This window comes from Paenibacillus sp. P32E, assembly GCF_001909085.1.
Taxonomy (GTDB): Bacteria; Bacillota; Bacilli; order Paenibacillales; family Paenibacillaceae; genus Paenibacillus_AQ; species Paenibacillus_AQ helianthi.
Genome location: NZ_LVYY01000012.1, coordinates 60,314 through 75,698, shown reverse-complemented (window position 1 = coordinate 75,698; position 15,385 = coordinate 60,314). Strand labels below are relative to the sequence as shown.

Genomic DNA, 15,385 nt, shown 5'->3' with positions numbered 1-15,385 from the left:
TAACAACTAGATCTTTTTTGGGATCACGAGACACGGGATTAACCTTCAAGCCCGCGATCTCTACAAATATACTAAATATAAATGGAGGGATTTAGCATGTCGGTGATTGAAAAAGATGTACAAGAGGTTAAGTCTGGATGGCGCGGTTTTGCAAAAGGCAAATGGTCCAGAAAAGTAAACGTTAATGATTTTATTGAAAAGAACATCAAACCTTATCTTGGCAAGGAAGATTTCCTTGCAGGCCCTACTTACAATACTACTGAACTTTGGAAAATTGTATCTGAAATGACCAAGCAGGAAATTGCTAATGGCGGTGTGCTGGATGTGGACGTTAATACTGTATCCACTATCGTATCTCACAACCCTGGTTATATTGACAAAGACAAAGAACAAATTGTCGGCGTTCAAACAGATGCACCTTTCAAACGTTCCATTCAACCTTTCGGCGGAATCAAGATGATGATCGATGCTACCAAGGCTTACGGCTTCGAACTTCCGCAAAACATTGTTGAAATGTTCACGAACATCCGCAAAACGCATAACCAAGGCGTATTTGATGCATATACCTCTGAAATGAGAGCTGTTCGTAAAGCAGGTATTATCACTGGTCTTCCTGATGCTTACGGCCGTGGCCGTATTATCGGTGACTACCGTCGTGTAGCTCTTTACGGCATTGATTTCCTGATTAAAGAAAAGAAACAAGACCTTAACAACCTTGAAGTTGATTCCATGACCGAAAATGTTATTCGTCTCCGTGAAGAAATTTCCGAGCAGATTCGTGCACTTGGCGAATTGAAGAAAATGGCTGAAATGCATGGAATGGATATCTCCAAACCTGCAAATAATGCTAAAGAAGCTTTCCAATGGGTGTACTTCGGTTACCTGGCTGCTATCAAAGAACAGAACGGTGCTGCTATGTCCCTGGGACGCGTATCCTCTTTCCTTGATATCTATGTAGAACGTGACCTTGCAGAAGGAACACTGACCGAAGAACAAGCACAGGAACTGACAGATCATTTCATCATGAAACTGCGTATCGTTAAGTTCTTGCGTACTCCTGATTACAATGAACTGTTCAGTGGAGACCCAACTTGGGTTACTGAATCCATTGGCGGTATGTCTGTAGACGGAACTACACGCGTAACCAAGAATAGCTTCCGTTTCCTGCACACCCTTTACAATCTGGGACCAGCTCCAGAGCCGAACCTGACTGTACTGTGGTCTGAAAAATTGCCAGAAGGCTTCAAGAAATTCTGTGCTAAGGTTTCCATCGAAACCAGCTCGATTCAATATGAAAATGACGATTTGATGCGTCCAATCTACGGTGATGACTACGGTATTGCTTGCTGCGTATCCGCAATGCGTATCGGTAAGCAAATGCAGTTCTTTGGAGCTCGTGCCAACCTGGCAAAAGCTTTGCTGTATGCTATCAACGGTGGTGTGGATGAAAAGTCCGGCGTACAGGTAGGACCTGAACTGCCTCGCATCACTTCCGATGTATTGGATTATCAAGAAGTAATGAAACGCTTCAAACCAATGATGGAGTGGTTGGCTAAGACTTACATGAACACACTGAATGTCATCCACTACATGCATGATAAATATTCTTATGAACGTATTGAAATGGCTCTGCATGACCGCGATATCCTGCGGACTATGGCTTGTGGTATTGCTGGTCTGTCCGTTGCGACTGACTCCCTGAGCGCCATTAAATATGCTAAAGTTAAACCTATCCGCAATGAAGAAGGTATTGCCATCGACTTTGAAATCGAAGGTGAATTCCCTTGCTACGGTAACAACGACGATTCCGTTGATAACATTGCTGTAGAACTGGTTGAATCATTCATGACGATGATCCGCAAACACCACGCTTACCGTGATGCTCTGCCAACTCAATCGATCCTGACGATTACTTCCAACGTTGTGTATGGTAAGAAAACTGGTACTACTCCTGATGGACGTAAAAAAGGCGAACCATTCGCTCCAGGTGCCAACCCAATGCACGGACGTGATAAGAAAGGCGCTTTGGCTTCCCTGAGCTCCGTAGCTAAACTGCCGTACGAAGATAGCTTGGATGGTATCTCCAACACCTTCTCCATCGTGCCAAAAGCACTGGGTAAAGAAGAAGAAGGACGTAAATCCAATCTGGTATCGATGCTTGATGGATATTTCGCAAGCAAGGGTCATCACCTGAATGTTAACGTGTTTGCCCGCGAACAATTGCTGGATGCTATGGAGCACCCAGAGAACTACCCACAATTGACTATCCGCGTATCCGGCTATGCTGTTAACTTCATCAAGTTGACTCGCGAACAACAAATGGATGTTATCAACCGCACATTCCATGGTGCAATGTAATATACAATCATTTGCTTGAGTTTTAGGTATACAGTGAAATAGTTGCAAGGTGTACCGCCCTTGTCTCAAGGGCGGTACTATCTTGTTTAAGATTGATTAAAATTTTAAATTTTCGAAAGGATGACATCATATGGCTAATGGACATATACACTCCTTAGAAACCTTTGGAACCGTTGACGGGCCAGGTATTCGTTTTGTCTTGTTCATGCAGGGCTGCCTCTTGAAATGCCAATACTGCCATAATCCCGACACATGGGGTTTAAATGAAGGCAGAGAAATGAGTATTGATGAGGTACTGGCTGAAATTGAGCCTTACCTGAATTATTACCGCTCCTCCGGCGGCGGTTTGACCGTCTCGGGTGGCGAACCGACTTTACAGGCGCATTTTGTGAAACAGCTGTTCACCGAAGTGAAGAAGCGCTGGAATTTGCATACTACACTTGATACTAACGGTTACAATGAAGGTGATAAGATTAATGATCTGCTTGAACAAACGGATCTTGTCTTGCTTGATCTGAAGCACATTGATGATGAAGCACATATCAAACTTACCGGTAAGTCGAATGAACGTACCCTGAAGCTGGCTCGTTGGCTGTCTGACCATGACCGTAAGATGTGGATCCGCCATGTGTATGTGCCGGGTATTCATGACCGTGAAGAAGACTTAATCAATTTGGGACGCTTCATTGGAACATTGAATGGTGTCGAAAAATTCGAAATTCTCCCCTATCATCAAATGGGTATCTATAAATGGGAAGTACTTGGAAGACCTTATGAGCTTGAGGGAGTGCCTTCACCAACGGAAGAAGAAGTTCAGCGTGCCTACCGGTTAATTGAAGAAGGCCGCAAGCAAACCGCATTAGTATAATCATTCGCCACACCAAAGCCGATCCAATAGTGTAATTACTGTTGGGTGGCTTTTTTGTGTAGAATGGACTTGGGAATGTTCACTCGAAAAGTCAGTTTACATAACGTTGTTTGATAGATAATAAAAATGGTTTCGCTTACATAAGAGAATTTTATCCCTGGAGTGGATGAATCTTAACCTTACGGTTCCAAACCTTGTTTTCTATAATAAGAAATGTAAGGGAAATCAACATAGGGAGGGTCACCCATAATGAAGAAAAGTGTAACATTGCTATTGTCTCTGCTGTTTGTAAGCTCTGCCATCATGGCGGGCTGCGGTAACAACAACAATTCCGCTGGTAACCAAGGTGAGGCGGCAGCAACGAATGCTGCGAATGCTACGGAGTCACCTGCTACCAAGGAACCGGCCAGCAGCGAACCTTTTGAAATGACCATTCGTCATACGCAAGTAGGTGCCGACAAACAGAAACGCTTGGCTATCTTGGAGGATGTTGTAGGAAAAGTACAGGCAGAAGTGCCGGGTCTCACTTTTAAGCTGGATGGTGTGGACTCTGATGTGAACCGCAAGGAGAAGCTGCGGGGTGAAATGGCGGCGGGGAATCCGCCTGAGATTTTTGATCTCTTCGGCAGTCCTGACTCTAAAATATATGCCAAAGAAGGTAAATTGCTCGATCTCACACCGATTCTAGAAGAACTGGGCATCAAAGATAAATTCTCGAATCTCGATCCATTTACGTACGAAGGTAAGATATACGGGCTGCCGATCGGCGGCTCCGGTGAAGGTTTCTTCTATAATAAAGAATACTATGCGAGTAAGGGCTGGAAGGCTCCTACAACTTTCGCTGAACTAGAACAGCATCTGGCTGCCATCAAAGCCGACGGCAAAGTGCCGCTGGCGGGTGCTTCCAAAGCGGGTTGGGTTCCCCTAATGCTTGCGAACCATCTCTGGTCGCGGTATGCAGGACCGGATGTTACGGCTAAGTTCGCCACCGGTGAAGCCAAATGGAGTGATCCCAATGTAGTTAAGGGTTTTGCCAAGTATAAGGAATGGGAAGATAAAGGCTATTTCAAAAAAGGCGAGCTTGGTTTCGAATATGCTGAATATACTACCCAGTTCACCAGTGGTGAAGCGATTCTGATGTACGATGGTACATGGAAATCCTCCGTATTCAAGGCAGGGCAATCCGGTGAAGGCTTGATTGGTAAGGTTGGCTTCTTCAATATTCCAGCTGTGGAAGGTGGAGTTGGCGATCAGACAGCATTGATGCGTGATGTGAATAACGGTTATGGCTTTTCTGCTTCTGCGGCTAAGGACGAACGGCAGCTGGCAGCAGTGAAGTCTTTCATCAAAAATATGTACAATGAGGAAATGCAGCTGCGTGGATTGGTTGAAGACGGTGTACTGCCGGCCATGAAGATTGATCAGGCAGTGTTAACTAAAAATATCACGGATGATCTAATGAGTGAAATTGTAGCTGTTCTGAATAACTCCGAGTCCTCATTCCCGGCCTTCGACTCTCTGGTACAGGCAGATGTCACTACGGAAATCAGCAATATTCAAATTCAAAAGCTGATCGGCGGTCAGACAACACCTGAGAAAATGGGCGAGGCTCTACAAAAAATTCAAGAGGAAGCCAATGCAGCAGTCGAATAAGGTTCGGTGAACAGGATGTGCCCTGGTGCTTGCTCCAGGGTGCATTTTTATAAAAGTATAAGGCACAGTGCTCCTTGATTCTCATGCAATCGGAGGAAAATCATGAATAAATCACTCAAAAATCCGCTGGTGTTCACCTTGTTTATTTTACCTGCGTTAATTTTGTTTTTAATGTTCTTCATTTATCCGATATTCAGCTCACTTTACTACAGCCTTACCAGCTGGAACGGCGTTTCAGACACCGTAAAGTACACAGGAATGAGTAATTTTGAAAAAGCCCTGGGCGATGAGCGCTTCTGGGTATCTGTCAAAAACAACGGCTGGTTCATTTTGTTTTCTGTATTCATTCAGGTTCCTCTCATTATTCTGTTCTCCCTGCTAATTGCCAATGTCAAAAAGCTGAAGGGACTCTACAAGACGGCAGTGTTTATGCCTTCCATTATGTCTACGGCGGTTATTGGTATCCTGTGGGGGTTCATCTATGAGCCCAATATCGGGCTGTTCAACAAATTGCTGGGGGTTATCGGAATTGAACCATTATACTGGCTGTCGGATGAACGGTTCGCCATGCTGTCCATACTGATCACCAATGCTTGGCAGTGGACCGGATTCTACATTGTAATGGTGCTGGCAGCGATTCTATCCATTCCGGGAGAACTGGATGAGGCCGCGGCGATAGACGGTGCAACGGGCTTCCAGCGGGCTACACGCATAACCTTGCCGTTAATCGTTCCGATCATTTCCGTTGTTATCATGCTATCGATTGCGGGGGCCATGAAGGCAGCGGATATCGTCATCGTTATGACGAAAGGCGGACCGGCAGGTTCAACCGAGGTAATGGCTACCTACATGATCAAATATGCCATCACTAACTTCAAATATGGGTACGGGAACGCCATAGCCGTTCTGATCTTTATGTTCACGCTTGTGGTTACAGCACTTTATCAGCTGCTGTTCGCCCGGCGTAATGAAAGGATTGAATACTAATGGCGCGAACCTTGAAAAAGAGCATACCTCATATCGCATTGCTGGGTTATCTTGTAGTTGTTTTGTTTCCGTTTCTGTTTGTATTATTCTCTTCGGTGAAGAAGGATAATAATGCCATAGCGCTGAATCCTTTTGGAATTCCAAAGGAGTTTGTTTTTAACAATTATGTCGAGGCTTGGGTAAATGCCAAGATCAGCACGTATTTTTTTAACAGCTTATACATTTCTATATTGTCATCTGTAGTATCTATTCTGCTGGCTTCCATGTTCGCCTTTGCGGTTACGCGGATGCGCCAGGGCAAGTGGAACCAAATCCTGTTCTCGCTGGTGCTGATAGGGATGCTGATTCCGAATAATGCGCTGATGCTGCCGATTTATACGATTGTACGCAAGCTCCATATTCTGAACACCCACTGGGCACTGATTATTCCCTATATCGCCAACGCGATTCCATTCACGATTATTATTTTGGCGGCATTTATGCGCTCTTTGCCCAGTGAAATTGAGGAAGCTGCTGTTATGGACGGCTTGAAGGCCCCGGGTATCTTTGCTAGAATTATTGTACCTTTGACGGTTCCCGCCATGGTTACAGTATTCATTGTTAATTTCCTGGGAAATTGGAATGAGTTTTTGCTGGCCAACTATTTTCTTTCGAATGACGAGCTGCGCACACTTCCGGTGGGGATGGTCCAATTCCGTGATCAGTATCAGATGAACTATGCGCAGATGTCCGCAGGCATTGTCTATAGTGTGCTGCCGGTCGTAATTATTTACGCCATTTTGCAGGAGAAGATTATTGAAGGGGTTACAGCGGGCAGCGTAAAAGGATAATCCTATTCACAGTCAGGGGCACTAGCCGATGAATTTGCGCTACAAGTTGTTTACGGCGTTTTTGGGCCTGATTATCATTCCTCTGTTTATTCTTGGCATGATTATGTTTTTTGTGACTTATAATTCAATTGAGAAGAAGTACAGCCAGCAATCCGAGTATTCGCTCAAAGCCATCAGCTACAGCATATCCAGTGTCTTCAAGGACATGGACAACGTCACTGATAACGGAATTGCCACCTCGGTATTTCATATGGCACTTAGTGCAGAGGACCCGTCCACACAGGATTTGACCGATGCCGAGCAGCTTAGTCTGAATGCCAGCCAGCGCAACTTCCGCAGTCTTTTGTACAATCATCCATCGATCAGCTATGCTTTTCTCTACAATTTTAACGGGAAAGGCAGCTCGGAGATTGTCTCGATCTTCAACAAGGAGAATTTCCGTACACTCCCCTATGACAAGTTCAAGGGAAGTGAGCTGTATCAGGAGGTCATGAAGCTGAACGGAGTGCCCAAATGGATTGCACCTCACGAATATCCGGAACTGACCGGAACGGAGCCTGTATTTACGCAGATCCGGCTGGTGAAGGAACTAAGCTTTTTTCAGAATATTGGTATTCTGGTGGTGCAGATCAAGAATTGGGAGTTCGAATCGATCTTCCGCAATCTCAAAATCGGGGATAGTGACCAGAAAGTTTCCTTTATGCTTGTGAACGATGATGGCATGATTCTGTTTGATCCGGACCGCAAGCTGGATGGCCAGGATTTCCATTCCTTTACAGCGAAGAACTTCGCTTTTCAAAAAGGCTTTCAAAGCTTCAGAACAGAGTTCGATGGGGAGAAAAGCATACTCTCGGTCTATCATCTTAAGGATTATCCCTGGAGTCTTGTCTCCATTACCTCCTGGGATTCTCTGTCCCGAGAAGTAACAGTGTTCGCCCGATGGTTTGTGGTTGTAATCTTCTTGTGCCTGCTGGGTGCAGTCATTTTTAATCTGTTTTTCATGAACCGGATTACGGGCGGTATTGCTGTTATAGTCCGGTTTATGCGGCGGGTAGAGGATGGAGATCTCACTACACGTGTGGAGGAGAAGGGCAGCGATGAAATGACACTGCTTGCGCGTGGCTTCAATGATCTGATGGATAAAATTAATAGTTTATTCAATAGGGTGCATGTGGAGCAGCATCGGAAAAATCAGGCTGAAATGCGGGTACTTCAGGCACAGATCAAGCCACATTTTCTGTTCAATACGCTGGAATCCATCAATGTGCTCGCTGTTCAGAATGAAGGCCGGAAGGTCAGCGAGATGGTCTACAGGCTGGCCAGTATCCTTCGCATCAGCATTCAGGACAGGGATGAAATTACACTGGATGAGGAAGTCACGCACCTGCGCAATTATTTGGATATTCAGAAATTCCGCTTTGAGGATATCTTCGATTATGAAATTGATATTCCCCAGGAGCTGTTAGGCTGTGGCGTCCTCAAGCTTACCCTGCAGCCGCTTGTCGAGAACAGCATCCAGCACGGGTTCGAAGGGATCGAATACAAGGGGATGGTTAGTGTAAAAGGCTGGGAAGAGCGGGGGAATCTGATTCTGCAGATTAAGGATAACGGAATTGGGATGAGTTCAGCCCAGCTCTCCATGTTCCAGTATATGGTGAGTGAATCAGGAGAGGCTGCCGAATCCATCACCGGGAACAAGCCGGAGCATGGCATTCATCTGGAGCGGCGCGGGCTTGGTGTACGCAGTGTAGCTGACCGTATTCGTATTGAATATGGAGACAGATATGGGATATTTATCTGCGCAAGTCCGGGAGAAGGTACCATCATCCAATGCGTCATCCCAAAATACGGGCAGGGAGAAGATCATTATGCTAAAGGTATTATTGGTTGACGATGAAGCCCCTATACTTGGCAATCTGCGTCGTGTGCTGCCATGGCAGGAAATGGGGATGGAGATCACCGGCATGGCCCGCAGTGGAATGGAGGCGCTCCGCATTGCTGAGGAACAAGCCCCAGACCTTGTACTCTGCGACATCCGTATGCCCGTCATGGATGGATTAACGTTCATCGGCAAGCTGCGCGAGATGGGACTGGACAGCGAGGTTCTGCTGCTAAGCGGTTATCAGGAATTTGATTATGCGCGGGAAGCCATCCGGCTTGGGGTGAAGGAGTATATCTGCAAGCCGATTCATTATGAAGAGCTGGGCAACAAGGTGCGGGAAATGGGCACGCGAATCCGCAGCAAACAATACAAGGATAAGCTGTACAACAGTATTCCGCTGTTTCAGGAGCAACCTCCGGCAGAGGATTCTGCCAAAAAAACACCGGAACAGCTGATGAATCTAGCTGCCCAATATATTTCGGAGCGGCTGAATTATGATCTGGGTATTGAGGAAGTGGCGAATAAAATTGGCATCAGCAGCAGCTATTTTTGTCTTCTGTTCAAGAACCGCTTTGCCATGACCTTTGTGGAGTATGTAACGCAACAGCGTATGGAAGCAGCGAAGTTCATGCTGGCAAGCAGTGACAAGAGCATTACTGCGATCAGCGCAGGGGTAGGTTATCAGGAGCGCCGTTATTTTACAAAAGTGTTCCAGAAACAGACAGGAATGACCCCCAAGGAATACCGGGACCAGCATCGAATGCCGGAGACTCGGTAAGCATAGGATTGATACACCTGAAGAGGCGACGACCTTGTCCACAAGGTTAGCGTCTCTTTTTTGTAGTGCAAAGTGAAGCCTGTTAGAATGACAATGGGGTTCTGGTGATAATAAATGGTAATAATTTTTAATCTTTTCTTTACATTTAATGAAACTTTTTAAGGACTCCTGCGTCTAATACTATGTTTTGTAAATGAACGTGGCAAAAATCACAGTCTCGTCCCTTACGGACGATTGCGTTTTTGCAGGGATTATAAGGATTGCAGAGAGAGATTTACTTTCCTTATATACTACTAATAGGAGCAGAAGGAGTCATACCATGAATTTGAAAAAAATTTCGTTAGTTGCAGTCCTGGCTATATCTCAGGTTGCAGCGGCAGTGCCGGCGTTTGCCGTCCCTGTAAGCACCACCACCACAACTGGAACAGTAGTTCAAGCAGCCGAGGCTACCCCTACTCCTGTGATGGCGCCAGAGCCTGCTGCTACTGATCCGCTGCCTCCGCTGGTTTCACCGGGGACAGCAACACCAACAGCGACACCAACACCAACACCAACACCAATATCGACACCATCAGCGATGCCTTCTGCATCAGCCATTCCTGCTGCAACGGTAGTGCCTTTAGCCACACCCGTACCCGCACAATCAGCAATACCTACAGCTACACCTGGCACGATCACACCAAGTGGGACCACAGGGGGACAAATTATTCCGACTGCTGGAGCGAACCAACTCATTCTTATGATGAACAGTAATAAAATGTATAAGAATGGCACCCCGTATTTGGCCAATCAGCCAATGGCAGTTAAGTATGGCGTATCCTATGTATCGATTCGTGCCATGGTGGAAATGGTTGGCGTGAAATATACCTATGATACAAAAACAAAGGAAGTTATTGTAACCAAAGGCGACAGCATCATGCGTTTTAAAACAGACAGCAAGATCTATACGGTAAATGGCAACAAGGTGCCCATGAAAGGGCCTGCCTACCAGTTCAAGGGAACATTCATGATTCCTTTGACCTCGATTACAGGTGCTCTATCCATCCCTTATAGTGTTGATAACGTGGGGAAACGTGTCATTCTATCACTGAACATGAAGCCTACGGCTTCTTTTACTGTACAGCCGACTGTAATTTACGCCGGACAAACGACTGTAAATTATGTAACCAAGAATTCATCGCCCAATGGCACTGCAATTGTAACTGAACAGTGGGGCGGCAACAAAATGGATATTTATGATCAGCCGGGATTTTATACGGTAACCTATTCGGTAACGGACGCTTCCGGACAGACAAGTGATCCTTATTCAGTGACCTTTCAAGTCCTCCAGCCGAACCAGCCGCCTGTTGCCAATTTCTCTTCCGATAAAGAGGAATACAAAATGGGTGAGCCGGTGACCCTTACCGACCTGAGTTATGATCCTGAAGGTGAAGAACTGACGGTTGAGTGGACGAACCGCGCACTGGCCTTTTTTAATCCGGGACCTGTTTCGATCCAGCTCAAAGTAACTGACAAACACGGACTGAGCAGTACGTTCGAGAAAACCATTAATATTACAAGTGAGCAGTTGTATACCCAGGATGAAGTAGCCAAATTGTTCACAGTTCCTGGTGATATTATCTCGATGGACGGCGGTTCGATTCCAGGATTGCCAAACCTGCAGTACAATTTGTCTTCCGAGGGATATAAGCTGATTCGCAGCAACAGCCCGGAAACGGTCAATTCGGAGGGTGTGCTGTACCGCGAAACATCGGTTGGATTAACCCGTTTCCTGGTTCACCACATGAACAATATGTCCACTAGACAGAAGCTGTATGTAATCGCAACGAACAACAACTTGTACCCAACTACAATTACTACCCAATATTTGGGAATTGCGGGTCCGGCCACATCACCGGAATACACAGGTAAAATTTCGATCCAAAAGTATTACCAATCCATGCTTAACAACTCAAGTTATGGAACGATTACTCTTCAACCGGGGCAAAGTATGCCTATCATGACGGATATCAGTAAAGTCGCCATGAAACCTGGTGAAGTGCTCTCACTAAGTGCTGACCTGTCCAGTGATTTGGCAGTGCAGTATAACGTTGTAATGGTTGAGCAGACTAAAGATCCGGTAGCATTGTTGCCAACTCTGCCCCTTCTGGACCGTGATGGTGTACACAACCGGGGAACCTACGATGAGTCTACACGTATAATCAGTGTCTTTGATGAGGTTGGAGCCACACAGTCGAAGCTTGTGCTTGGTGATAACAGCAAAGACCTGAATCTGGTCGGTGTTGATCCGATGAGCGGAACAGCCGCTTCGAACTCAGGCAACTTCGGGGTTCTATACAAAATCAGACTCGAGAGTGTCGCCAAGAATACACTGATTACATTCAATCCGCGCGGAGGCAATTATCTGGGGTCTATAATGGTCAACGGATCGATTATTAATCTGCCGAACAAAGGGAACTTATCCAGCTCCGACATGAACGCTGTGCTCTATCGATCCGGCGAATATACAGGTCCGGTGGATATCGTATTCTCGGTGGCTTCCGGCAGCAATCTTCCGGTAAACCTGGTCTTTACACCCATTCTGGCCAAAAAATAAATCGGGCAGTTTCGTCAAAAGGCCTGTCAGCATTCCCATATGGGAACGGCTGACAGGCCTTTTGCTGCAGGAGCCGCGAGGCTTTATTGACGGGGCTTTTGTTTTGGGGCATTATTAAGAGAGTGCAAAACAAAGAACATGTTATGGGAGATGAGCAAATGCTGTCGACAGATCAAATACTGGAAGCCATGTCGGGGCAGGGACTGCGAATCACCGATCAGCGTAAAACGCTTGCCAAGCTATTCGGCGAGAATACGGGGTATTTATCTGCGAAGGATGTATATGAGCATATGGGCCGTAAATACAGCGGGCTCAGCTTCGATACGGTGTACCGCAATCTGCGGATCATGGAGGAGCTTGGGGTACTGGAGCAGGTGGTGTTTGAGGAGGGTGTCAAGTTCAAGGGCAGCTGCAATCAGGATCATCACCATCACCATATGATTTGCCTTCAATGCATGAAGACTTACCCGATCAATTTCTGCCCGATGAATCTAACGGATACACCTGACCAATTCCGGGTGGTCAAGCATAAATTTGAGGTGTTCGGATACTGCAAGGATTGTGAACAGAACCGTGAAGAAGAGACTGCCCTTGCGGCTCATGGCAAAGAAGGCCGCTGACATGGATATAGGACGCAAGACGATCCAGGCACCAATCCGTGTGTACCGCAAGTTCATCTCACCGATCAAACCGGCAACCTGCCGCTTCTATCCTACCTGCTCAGCCTATGCATTGGAAGCTATTGAAGTCCATGGTCCGGTGAAGGGATCGTGGCTGGCAGCTAAGCGGATTGCCAGATGTCATCCCTTCCATCCGGGAGGACTTGATCCTGTGCCTCCACGGGAAGAACGCCCCAACGGGGGGAGAATCGGCAAAGGCAACTTGACATAGTGGCCCGGCATGGGTATATTTTGGATAATACGATGAATTCCAAGGAACGGATAAGTAAATCGGGACAACCATGACAGAGAGCCGGGAATGTGCTGAAAGCCGGTATGGTGAGAAGGTTGAAGATGGTCCGGGAGGAACTGTGGGCGAGCGGCAGGCCGTGTTAGAAGGCTGCGTTAGGTCACGGCGTGTTCCAGCGTTAATGGACAGTTCCCACTTCGGGAACTGGCGAAGCCTGTGCTCTGCAAGGAGCCGGGGAATTTTGGGTGGTATCGCGTGAGTAATCCTCTCGCCCCATATTGGGGCGGGAGTTTTTTGTGTTTGAAATATAAGAATTTTCCACTTGCCAAGACGAAAGGATGACAAGAAATGAGCGACAAGAAAACATTTTATCTGACAACCCCGATCTATTATCCGAGTGACAAGCTGCATATCGGTCATGCATATTCGACAGTGGCCGGAGATGCAATGGCGCGCTACAAGCGGCTGCGCGGCTATGCGGTACGTTATCTGACCGGTACGGATGAGCATGGACAGAAGATTGAAGAGAAGGCTGCAAAGGCCGGTAAGACACCTCAGGAGTTCGTTGACGGGATCGTTGCTGGCATCAAAGACCTGTGGCGCAAGCTAGACATCTCGAATGATGATTTCATCCGTACAACTGAAGAGCGCCATAAAAAAGTGGTGGCGGATATTTTTGACCGGCTGCTGAAGCAAGGCGATATTTACAAAGGGGAATATGAGGGCTGGTACTGTATCTCGGATGAGACTTTTTACACCGAGACTCAACTGGTGGATATCGAACGTGATGCGGATGGCAATATAACGGGTGGCAAAAGCCCGGACAGCGGACATCCCGTTGAACTGGTCAAGGAAGAAAGTTATTTCTTCCGGATGAGTAAATATGTGGACCGGTTGTTGCAGTATTACGAGGAAAACCCGGATTTTATTCAGCCAGAATCGCGCAAGAATGAGATGATCAACAATTTTATCAAGCCTGGTCTGGAGGATCTTGCCGTATCACGTACCACTTTTGATTGGGGCGTTAAGGTCAAAGGCGACGAAAAGCATGTGGTCTATGTATGGATAGATGCGCTTACGAATTATATAACAGCTCTGGGATATGGCTCCGAGGACCGCAGTTTGTATGATCAATTCTGGCCGGCGGATGTTCATATCATGAGTAAGGAAATTGTGCGTTTCCATACGATCTATTGGCCAATCATTCTGATGGCGCTCGGCGAGCCGCTGCCGAAAAAGGTATTTGCGCATGGCTGGCTGCTGATGAAGGACGGTAAAATGTCCAAATCCAAGGGCAATGTAGTGGACCCTGTGACGCTGATTGACCGTTACGGTCTGGACGCGCTGCGCTACTATCTCCTGCGCGAGGTTCCTTTTGGCTCGGATGGGACCTTCACTCCAGAAAGCTTTGTGGACCGTATCAACTATGACCTGGCCAATGACCTCGGCAATCTGCTGAACCGTACGGGGGCAATGGTAGAAAAGTATTTTGCGGGTGTGCTTCCAGCCTATGCAGGCAATGTGACGGCGTTTGACAGTGAGCTTGAGACTGCAGCCCGGAACACTTATGCCAAAGTGGAAGAAGCAATGGAGAAAATGGAATTCTCTGTTGCACTCACCGCAATCGGAGCCTTCATCAGCCGGACGAATAAATACATTGACGAGACCCAGCCTTGGGTGCTCGCGAAGGATGAGAGCCGAAATGGTGAGCTGGCTTCCGTGATGAGACATCTTGTGGAAGGACTGCGGACAGCTTCAATCCTGTTGCAGCCGTTCCTGACAGAAGCACCAGCCAAGATCTGGCAGCAGCTAGGCATTGATAAGGGCGAGCTGACGACCTGGGACAGCGGCAAATCCTTTGGACTTATTCCAGCCGGAACCAAGCTGGCCAAGGGTGATCCCATTTTCCCGCGTCTGGATGTGGCACAGGAAGTGGCCTACATCGCCGAGGCGATGGGCTCAGGCAAACCGGCAGAAGCAGAAGCTGCCCCTGTTGCTGATGCGGGAGCTGTTTCAGCTGTAGCGGATGAGCCGGAAGAGGAGCACAAGGAAGAAATCGGTATTGATGATTTCGCCAAAGCTGAACTGCGTGTGGCGCAGGTTATTGCCGCTGAGCCGGTTAAGAAGGCGGACAAACTTCTGAAGCTGCAACTCGATCTAGGGTATGAGCAGCGCCAGGTCGTCTCCGGCATTGCCAAGTTCTATACACCGGAGGAACTGGTGGGATGCAAGGTAATCTGTATCGTTAACCTGAAGCCGGTGAAACTGCGGGGTGAGCTGTCTCAAGGCATGATCCTGGCAGCCTCCAAGGGCGACCAGCTGACCATTGCTACTGTGCCGGACAGCATGCCGAACGGCGCGATTGTGAAATAGGCTGGCTAATCCAGCCTGAATTTATGGTTTGAATCAAGGAATACCTGCCGCGGGTACCGGCAGGTGTTCCTTTTTTATAGATGTGTTTATGGATATGATCGTAGTGAACTTATTGACTTATCGTAACGATTACTATTATAATTCAAATAGC

11 protein-coding genes are annotated in these 15,385 nt (G+C 47.1%); all 11 read left to right on the top strand.

Annotated features, from left to right (window positions below; genetic code table 11):
* Positions 1 to 96 precede the first annotated feature (96 nt).
* The 11 genes from pflB to metG all read left to right on the top strand — a co-directional run bounded on the left by pflB (position 97) and on the right by metG (position 15,234).
* Positions 97 to 2,358 carry a formate C-acetyltransferase gene (gene pflB / locus A3848_RS12745; protein ID WP_074085319.1) on the top strand — a complete coding sequence of 754 codons (2,262 nt, stop codon included), beginning with the start codon at positions 97 to 99 and terminating at the stop codon, positions 2,356 to 2,358.
* Between the two features lie 130 nt (positions 2,359 to 2,488).
* Positions 2,489 to 3,226, top strand: coding sequence for a pyruvate formate-lyase-activating protein (pflA, locus tag A3848_RS12740; RefSeq protein ID WP_074085318.1), 738 nt, complete (start codon positions 2,489 to 2,491; stop codon positions 3,224 to 3,226).
* Between the two features lie 249 nt (positions 3,227 to 3,475).
* The gene (locus A3848_RS12735) at positions 3,476 to 4,879 is read left to right on the top strand and encodes an extracellular solute-binding protein (protein WP_178381989.1); all 1,404 of its coding nucleotides are present in this window, start codon (positions 3,476 to 3,478) and stop codon (positions 4,877 to 4,879) included.
* A gap of 102 nt (positions 4,880 to 4,981) precedes the next feature.
* Positions 4,982 to 5,866 carry a carbohydrate ABC transporter permease gene (locus tag A3848_RS12730; protein ID WP_074085316.1) on the top strand — a complete coding sequence of 295 codons (885 nt, stop codon included), beginning with the start codon at positions 4,982 to 4,984 and terminating at the stop codon, positions 5,864 to 5,866.
* Positions 5,866 to 6,696: a carbohydrate ABC transporter permease gene (locus tag A3848_RS12725; protein ID WP_074085315.1), complete on the top strand. Its 831-nt coding sequence runs from the start codon at positions 5,866 to 5,868 to the stop codon at positions 6,694 to 6,696. The genes A3848_RS12730 and A3848_RS12725 overlap by 1 nt, the downstream gene beginning before the upstream one ends.
* A 28-nt stretch (positions 6,697 to 6,724) precedes the next feature.
* Complete coding sequence (locus A3848_RS12720) at positions 6,725 to 8,587, top strand: cache domain-containing sensor histidine kinase (RefSeq protein ID WP_074085314.1); 1,863 nt, start codon at positions 6,725 to 6,727, stop codon at positions 8,585 to 8,587.
* The gene (locus A3848_RS12715) at positions 8,565 to 9,356 is read left to right on the top strand and encodes a response regulator transcription factor (RefSeq protein ID WP_074085313.1); all 792 of its coding nucleotides are present in this window, start codon (positions 8,565 to 8,567) and stop codon (positions 9,354 to 9,356) included. Before A3848_RS12720 ends, A3848_RS12715 begins: the two co-directional genes overlap by 23 nt.
* A gap of 319 nt (positions 9,357 to 9,675) precedes the next feature.
* Positions 9,676 to 11,952 (top strand): stalk domain-containing protein, encoded by a 2,277-nt coding sequence (locus A3848_RS12710; RefSeq protein WP_074085312.1) that lies wholly within the window; start codon positions 9,676 to 9,678, stop codon positions 11,950 to 11,952.
* 158 nt (positions 11,953 to 12,110) lie between these two features.
* Positions 12,111 to 12,572, top strand: coding sequence for a Fur family transcriptional regulator (locus A3848_RS12705; protein ID WP_074085408.1), 462 nt, complete (start codon positions 12,111 to 12,113; stop codon positions 12,570 to 12,572).
* A gap of 1 nt (position 12,573) precedes the next feature.
* On the top strand, positions 12,574 to 12,843 hold the full coding sequence (yidD, locus tag A3848_RS12700) for a membrane protein insertion efficiency factor YidD (protein ID WP_074085311.1): 270 nt from the start codon (positions 12,574 to 12,576) through the stop codon (positions 12,841 to 12,843).
* 366 nt (positions 12,844 to 13,209) lie between these two features.
* Entirely contained in the window at positions 13,210 to 15,234 is a 2,025-nt protein-coding gene (metG, locus tag A3848_RS12695) for a methionine--tRNA ligase (RefSeq protein WP_074085310.1), read from the top strand.
* Positions 15,235 to 15,385 lie beyond the last annotated feature (151 nt).